Raw genomic sequence first — 6526 nt, 5'->3', positions numbered from 1 at the left:
CCTCGGTCGCCGACCGGTCGTCGACGTAGTCGGTGAGCGTGAAGGTCACGCGACCCCCGAGCGTCGTGGTCATCCGCGCGACGATCTGCGTCGAGCTGCCCTCGGCATAGATGTTGTACGAGAACGCGCGGGTCAGCAGCGTCGGGTCGAGCTGGACCCAGAACGTGTCGCCCGCCGCGGCGTTCGCCCCGACCTCGAAGGCGATGTTGAGTCGCAGCTGGGCACGGCCGTCCGGGACGCTCGACTCGGTGATGTGCACGTCGGTCACGGCGTCACCGACCTCCGCGGCGGCTGCCTGCGGCACCGCGGGCGGCGAGAGCACGAACGCTCCGACTGCCACGAGGGCGGCCATGAGCGTGCCGATGACCCTTCTGGGCCATCGACCTCGCTTTCCGGATCGAGCGGCACGGTGCCGCGTCGGTGACATGGGTCGTGGTGATTGCGCTGGCGCGCCTCGCATCGGATTCCCCTCCAGAAGATGGCTTGAGCGAGGTGATTCCAGCAGCCGAGCCCACACCGTGGAGGGCCGCACAGTTGTCGAATCAACACATGTGCATTCAACAGACCGGTCGGTGGTGCGTGGCGGAGGCGGGGCTTCCGCGCGGGTTCTGGACCGCCCGGACGCTCAGGTGACCCGGCTGCGCTCGGTCGGGAACGTCAGGTGCGTGCCCGCCTCGACGATCGTCCGCAGCCGGTCCATCGCCACCCAGACCTCCTCGAACGAGGTGTACAGCGGGGCCGGCCCGATACGGAGGCGATCGGGGGTACGAAAGTCACCGATCACGCCGTCGGCGATCCACGCCTGGCAGACCTGCCAGGCCTGCGGGTGCTCAAGCGTCACGTGCGAGCCGCGCAACGCACCCTCGCGCGGGCTGGCGAGCCGGAATCCGAGCGGCTCCAGCCACGCGTCCGCCAACGAGATCAGGTACTCGGTGAGAGCGACGCCCTTGTCCCGCAGCGCCGGCACCCCGGCCGCCGCGAGCGAGTTCACGCCCTCCCTCACCGCGAGGATCCCAGGCACCGGCAGGCTGCCCGCGAGGAACCGCTCGATGCCCTCGACGGGCTCGTAGTCGGGACCCATCGCGAACTGGTCGGTCTGGCCGAACCACCCCTGGATCGGCGAGCGCAGCTGCGCCTGCAGGTCGGCGCGCACGTACAGGTATGCGGGCGCGCCCGGTCCCGCGTTGAGGTACTTGTACGTGCATCCGACGGCGAGATCCACCTCGGACTCGGACAGCGGCGTGAGTGCGGCGCCCGCCGAGTGGCACAGGTCCCACAGCACCAGCGCCCCGGCCTCGTGCGCGAGCCGCGTCAGCCCGACCATGTCCAGCAATGCGCCCGAGCGATAGCTGACGTGTGACAACGCGACCAGCGCGACGTCGTCGCCCAGCACCGCCCGCAGGTCGGCGGCGCGCACGCCGTCGTCGATGTCGGTCGGGATCCGGGTGAGCTCGAGACCATGGTCGCGAGCGACGCCGTCGAGGACGTACAGGTCGGTCGGGAAGTTGTCCTCCTCGACCACGATCCGGCGCCGGCCAGGCCGCGCCCGCACCGCGGCGACCGCCAGCTTGTAGAGATTCACCGTGGTCGTGTCACTGATCACCACCTGTCCCGGACCGACGCCGAGGATCTCGCGCCCGAGCAGATCGCTGGTCTCGGTCGCCAGATCGAGCCACGCCGGCCACGACCGGACCAGGTCGCGCCCCCACTCCTCCTCCACGAGGGCACGCAGCACGGGCGGGGTCGCGACCGGCATGCGGCCGAGGGAGTTGCCATCGAGGTAGAGGACGTCGTCGACGCGTGCGACGACCCGGCGGCAGTCGGCCAGCGGATCCGCCGCGTCGAGGTCACGGGCGTGCTCGCGGGTGAGCGGCATGGTGTGAGTCTCCCGCACGGGCGCTCGGGTGTCAGCCCGACCGGCGTTCGGCGTGGTGGTGGACTATGCGCCAGCCCTGCTCGCCGCGGCGCAGCACGTCGGTGACGCGGAACGTCTCGTCGACGCCGCCCTCCCTGTGGGCACGCAGCACGAACCGTGCCACCGCCGTGTCGTCCCACCGGTCCACGCGAATCTGCTCCGGGCGCACCCACGCAGGAGCAGCGCCGCTCACGCTCCGTTCGGCCCGCTGGTCGCGCAGCGCGTCGAGCTCCGGCAGGGTCAGCAGCGTAGCCGCGTCGCTCTCCCAGATCGTGATGGCGGGGTGCAGATGGGCGTCGAAGGCCGGCCGGTCGCCCAGCGCTCGGTACAGCGATCGCAGCGTGCCGGCCACCTCGTCGAGGGAGGGATCTGTGCTCATCCGGGTTCTCCGTTCTCCGGGGCGCTCGGTCGCAGCGCGTGGCGCCGCGGGCCGAGACCCATCGGTCCCAGGGCCAGCGCCTCGGTGTGGAAGCGACGCAGGTCGAAGGGGACGCCCTCACCCGCCGACCGCTGCTCCGCCTCGGCGCGAGCCTGCCGCCACAGCCGGGCGCCGACGGCGAACGCGAGCGCCTGTCCAGGCCACCCGAGGTACCGGTCGACCTCGAACCGCGCCGTCTGCGGATCGACCTCGGCGACCTCGTGCAGCATCCGGGCACCGAGCTCAGGCGTCCACGCCCCGGCTCCGCCGCATGGCCCCGGCGCGCCTGCGGGAATCGGCAGGTCCAGGTGCAACCCGAGGTCGATCACGATCCGACACGCACGCCACAACCGCGCGAACACCAGCCCGAGGCGCTCGCCGGGCGAGTGCAGCAGCCCCACCTCGTCGGCGACCTCCTCGGCATAGTGCGCCCAGCCCTCGGCGTACCCGTGCACGTGGCACAGGTACCGCTGCCAGGGATGCAGGCCCGCGAGATCGTGGGTGATCGCGTGCTGCAGGTGATGGCCCGGGACCCCTTCGTGGTGCACCGTGCTCACCTCGCGCCAGGTCGCGACGGCGGTGGTGCCGTCCGGCACTGTCCACCAGACCCGGCCTGGCCGGGTCAGCGCCGCATCCGGCGGCGTGTAGTACATGACACCGGCGACGGCGGTGACCAGCCTCGCCTCCACCGGCCGCGTCCGCGCTGGGATCGCCGCGACTCGCTGGTCCGCGACCTCGGCGGAGGCATCGATGCGCCGCTGCAGCCACGCCACCAGGTCACCGACCGGGATCCGGCCGCCAGGATCGGCGTCGAGGTGCGCGACGGCGGCCCCGACATCCGGTGTCCCGGCAATCTCGGTCGCCAGTGCTCGAGCCTGTGCCTGCAACTCGGCGATGAGGTCCCAGCCGTACGCGTAGAGCTCGTCGAGGTCCACGCGTTCACCGAGGAACGCGCCCGCGGTGACCTCGTAGACGGGCCGGCCCACGCCGTCGGCCGCCGGGGCGAGAGGCAGCAGCCGGGTCCTGAGGAACTCGGCGAAGTCGGCGAACGCCGCCCGTCCGGTCTCAGCCTCTGCGCCGCCCTCGTCACCGAGCAGCCCGTCGATGAAGCCGTCGGCCAACCAACGCTCGACCTGCTCCGCGACCACCAGCACCTGCCGGCGAGCCACCACGTTCCCCATCTCGGCCTCGTGCGCGAGCGTGCGCTGGTAGTCGCGCAGCGCCGTCGAGGCCGCCGCCAGCGCGGTCCGCACCCGGAGCCGGTCGGCGGGCGTGGCGGTGGGCAGGTCGTCGAACGTCTGCCGGATCTGGTGGACCGGCGTGGCGAGCGGCGCGAGCAACCGCCGCGTGAAACCGATCCGATCGAGCGCAACCTCCGACTCCAGCCGCTCCCGCATCACCGTGGCCAGCACGCCCGGCACACCACGCAAACCCAGCAGCGCCGCCTTGTCGGCCGAGTGCCGGCGCTCGTAGGCCGCGGGCGAGAAGTCCGGCATGCGCGTCTCCGGCCCGATGCCGAGCGCATCGGCAGCGGCGGGGTCGACGAGCGCACGCGCCCGGAGGTAGATGTCAGCGACCTCCGTGGCGGGCAGACCGGCACACTCCTGACGTCTCACGCCACACTCTCCCGATCCATCGCCCTGCGCACCTCGGGGAGCACCCGCTCCCCCAGCAGCCTGATCCCCTCGGCCCCTGACGACGTGCCGTGCGGGGTGCCGTACTCGACTCGGTCGGCACCGGAGCGGAGCAGCTCGATCGTGTGACCGGCGACCTCCTCGGGCGTCCCCGCGAGGCAGAACCGGCGCAGCAGGTCAGCGGGCAGCAGGGCTCCCGCATCGTCTACGCGCCCCTCGCGCAGGAGCTCGCCCAGCCGGCGCTGCAGCTCGGGCTCGATCGTGACCGTCTCGTCCAGCTGACCGACCACGTCGACGTACATCGCCACCTCGCGCCGCGCCACTCGCCGCGCGAGATCGCCATCGAGGTCCACCACGGTCACCGCGCCGGCCGCCACTCGGACGGCACCCGCGCCGCGACCCGTCGCGACCGAGGCCGCGTCCAGGCGCGAGCGCATCAGCCGCACCATGTCCGGGTTGGCGCTGCCGCCGAGCTTGACCTCCTGCGCCAGCCTGCCCGCGAGCGCGGCGCCCCGTGGCCCCCAGACCCCGAGCAGGACATCGACCTCGCGGCGCCATGGCCGGAACTGCCACCTCATCCCGGGCTCGAGCGTGAAGGCTCGGCCCTGGTAGCCGCTGTCGTCACCGGCGAGCAGACGGCGCACGATCTCGATCGTGTCCTCGAGGTGCGCGAGCGGACGTGGCTGCTGCAACCCCAGGGACTGCAGCCACGAGCCGCGCGTGAGCCCGAGGTAGGCGCGGCCCCCGGAGGCGTCGTCGAGCGCCGCGAGCTGTCCGGCGATCTCGACCGGATGGGTGACGTACGGGTTGAGGCAGGCGGGGCCGAGCCGGATCCTGCTGGTGGCGCGCGCAGCCGCGAGGAGTCCGGGCATCGGTGGCTGGAAGCCGAGGTCGCCGTACACGGACAATCCGTCGAACCCGAGGTCCTCCACGAGGCTGCCGAGCTCGGCGTACTCCCCGGCGCGCCACACCGACTGCAGCGCCACGCTGACCTCGTGCCTCATGTGAGGTCCTCCATCGGCATCGTGGAGGTGCCGATCCGTTCGATACGCATGATCAGCCGCTCCTGCGGGTCGGGGCAGGCGACCTCGTTCTCGTGCGCGAGCCAGTCGCCGTCGTCGAGTGTCCGTTGCATCGCGGGCAACAGCGGCAGCACCGCGGAGAGCGCGTACAGGCACACGTGCCTGCCCTCGGGGATGGTGATCCGGCTGGAGCAGGTGACGTCGAAGGAGTCACCCACTGCCATGCCGCACACCGAGCGGCCCTCGATGCGGTCGACGACGACCCGCAGGTCGTGCAGTCGCGTGGTTGTGCTCATCGTCTCGGTCCGTTCACGAGGTAGCGGTCGTCGCGCACGGCGCGACCGCCCTGCACCACAGCATGAAGGCCACGCAGCGCCGAGATGTCGGTGAGCGGGTCGCCGTCGAGCACGAGAAGATCCGCGAACGCGCCCGAGGTGAGCGACCCGACCTGGGCGCTCGCGCCCAGCCACCCGGCCGCTGCCGAGGTGGCCGACACCATCACCTCCCGAGGTGACATCCCGGCGTCGACCATGAACTCCATCTCCCGCACGGTGGCGGTGGTCTCGTCGTAGGGCGCGTGCGGTGGCATGTCGGATCCCATGAGGATCTCGACACCGGCAGCGATCGCGTGCTGCAGCGACTCCCAGTGGCGCGGCCCGGCCCCGAGCGCCCGCTCGATCATCCACTCGGGTACGCCGTTGGCGCGGAAGAACTCCTCGCAGCGGCTGACGGTGATCGTCGGCACGTAGCTCACGCCGCGGGCAGCCATCGTCGCGGTCAGCTCGGGCGTGAGCTCGTAGCCGTGCTCCACGCAGTCCAGCCCCAGCTCGACCGCCCGCTCGATCACCGGTGCCGGGCCGGCGTGCGCGGTGACCTTGCGCCCCCAGTCGTGGGCGACCTCGAGCACGGCGGACATCTCGTCATCGGTGAGCTGCGGGGTATCGATCGCCTCGTGCTCACCGGCGATGCCACCGGAGATGCAGACCTTGATCAGGTCGGCGCCGGCGCGGAGCTGCTCGCGGGTGGCGCGGCGGAAGCCATCCGCGCCGTCGGCCTCCTGGGCATCCGCGTCGTGACCGTGGCCGCCGGTGCAGCACAACGCGTGACCGGCGGTGTAGATCCGTGGTCCGTCGACGGCGCCACGGCCGATCGCCGTGCGCAGCGCCATGTCGGCGAACCGCGACTCCCCCACCAGCCTGGCCGTGGTGATGCCGCTGTGCAGCGTGCCGCGGCCGTTGCCGGCCATCAGCAGCACCAGCTCGGCCAGGTTCGCCCCCTGCACCGACTCCTGCATCGGCCCGGGAAGCGCGAGGCTGAGGTGGACGTGCATGTTGATCAGCCCCGGGACCACGACGGCGCCGCCCAGGTCGGCCACCCGCGCCCGGTTCGCACGGGCGTCGTCGAGCACGTGCTGAGCGTCACCCACGGCGCGGATGCGACCGTCGGGTCCGACCCAGATCGCCTGGTCATCCGCCGTCGCCTCCGCAGTGCCGTCCCAGACGCTGCACCCCGCGAGGACGTATCCATGCTCACTCAT

At 72.1% G+C, this 6526-nt stretch carries 7 protein-coding genes; all 7 read right to left on the bottom strand.

Going from position 1 to position 6526, the window contains the following annotated elements:
• On the bottom strand, positions 1-352 hold a 352-nt coding region (locus ACOJSN_RS08565), incomplete at its 3' end, for an Ig-like domain-containing protein (protein WP_420112075.1).
• Between the two features lie 273 nt (positions 353-625).
• Positions 626-1876 (bottom strand): kynureninase, encoded by a 1251-nt coding sequence (locus tag ACOJSN_RS08560; RefSeq protein ID WP_420112074.1) that lies wholly within the window; start codon positions 1874-1876, stop codon positions 626-628.
• Between the two features lie 31 nt (positions 1877-1907).
• Positions 1908-2294 carry a nuclear transport factor 2 family protein gene (locus tag ACOJSN_RS08555; RefSeq protein WP_420112073.1) on the bottom strand — a complete coding sequence of 129 codons (387 nt, stop codon included), beginning with the start codon at positions 2292-2294 and terminating at the stop codon, positions 1908-1910.
• Positions 2291-3949 carry a DUF885 domain-containing protein gene (locus ACOJSN_RS08550; protein WP_420112072.1) on the bottom strand — a complete coding sequence of 553 codons (1659 nt, stop codon included), beginning with the start codon at positions 3947-3949 and terminating at the stop codon, positions 2291-2293. The genes ACOJSN_RS08555 and ACOJSN_RS08550 overlap by 4 nt, the downstream gene beginning before the upstream one ends.
• A complete protein-coding gene (locus ACOJSN_RS08545; RefSeq protein WP_420112071.1) occupies positions 3946-4971 on the bottom strand; it encodes an LLM class flavin-dependent oxidoreductase in 1026 nt (341 codons plus the stop codon). The genes ACOJSN_RS08550 and ACOJSN_RS08545 overlap by 4 nt, the downstream gene beginning before the upstream one ends.
• On the bottom strand, positions 4968-5285 hold the full coding sequence (locus ACOJSN_RS08540) for a TIGR04076 family protein (RefSeq protein ID WP_420112070.1): 318 nt from the start codon (positions 5283-5285) through the stop codon (positions 4968-4970). Before ACOJSN_RS08540 ends, ACOJSN_RS08545 begins: the two co-directional genes overlap by 4 nt.
• Positions 5282-6526 (bottom strand): amidohydrolase family protein (locus ACOJSN_RS08535; protein WP_420112069.1); only part of this gene is annotated, 1245 nt, incomplete at its 5' end. The genes ACOJSN_RS08535 and ACOJSN_RS08540, both read right to left, overlap by 4 nt.

The sequence above is a fragment of the Pseudactinotalea sp. genome, from assembly GCF_048594945.1.
GTDB lineage: Bacteria > Actinomycetota > Actinomycetes > Actinomycetales > Beutenbergiaceae > Pseudactinotalea.
This window is presented reverse-complemented; position numbering and strand designations above follow the sequence as displayed.

Coding starts and splice junctions, on each gene's coding strand:
- ACOJSN_RS08555 (WP_420112073.1), bottom strand. CDS start 2,294: ATGAGCACAGATCCCTCCCTCGACGAGGTGGCCGGCACGCTGCGATCG.
- ACOJSN_RS08540 (WP_420112070.1), bottom strand. CDS start 5,285: ATGAGCACAACCACGCGACTGCACGACCTGCGGGTCGTCGTCGACCGC.
- ACOJSN_RS08545 (WP_420112071.1), bottom strand. CDS start 4,971: ATGAGGCACGAGGTCAGCGTGGCGCTGCAGTCGGTGTGGCGCGCCGGG.
- ACOJSN_RS08560 (WP_420112074.1), bottom strand. CDS start 1,876: ATGCCGCTCACCCGCGAGCACGCCCGTGACCTCGACGCGGCGGATCCG.